This is a genomic window from Rhizobacter sp. P3_B12 (assembly GCF_056402895.1).
Map to the genome: position 1 here is coordinate 1 of NZ_JBFUGN010001601.1, position 781 is coordinate 781.

1 pseudogene is annotated in these 781 nt (G+C 67.6%); it reads left to right on the forward strand.

Features of this window, described 5'->3' with window-relative positions:
- Positions 1-17: 17 nt before the first annotated feature.
- A pseudogene (locus AC1D01_RS37145) lies at positions 18-781 on the forward strand (hypothetical protein); the annotation flags it as partial.

The window sequence follows — 781 nt, forward strand, 5'->3', positions numbered from 1 at the left end:
GCGGCCTGGTTCGCACGGTGAGCCTGCAATACAACGCGCTGGGCAGCATCCTCTACAAAAGCGATGTGGGGCTGTACAGCTACGGCGCACAGGGGGCGAACGCGGTGCGGCCGCATGCAGTGCAGAGCATCGAAGGCGCAGCAGCCAACGGCTACGGCTTCGACGCGAACGGCAACCTCGCCAGCGCGACCGCAGGCAAGTACCGTGGCATCACCTACACCGGCTTCAACCTGCCGAACAGCCAAGCGGGCTTGCAAGGGCCTGCAGGCGGCCCGAGCTACACCTGGAACTACGACGAGGACCATGCCCGCATCCGAGAGGTTCGGACGATCCCGAGCGGTACCAACGCGGGCACCCGAACGACGTGGTACCTGCATCCGGACAACACCGGTGGACTGGCCTTCGAGAGCGAGGTCAATGCGCCGACGAGCCCGAGCGCAGCGAACCCTGCGATCACGAGCAACCGCCACTACCTGAGCGCAGGTGGCCAGAGCCTCGGCGTGCTGGTCACCACCGGAGCGCTACCGGCACTCGGCGTCCCGCAGACCGCCCCGCCCCTGCAATCCAGCCTGAGCGCGGTGAAGCTGGAGTACTGGCACAAGGATCACCTGGGCAGCATCGCGGCGACGACGGATCACAACGGCAACGTGACGGCCCGCGACGCGTACGACCCGTTCGGCAAGCGCCGCTTCGTCAACGGCAACCACGACGCCGCCGGCACGCTGGTGATCGACTGGAGCCCGGCCGTCAACAGCGGCACCGACCGCGGCTTCACCGGCCA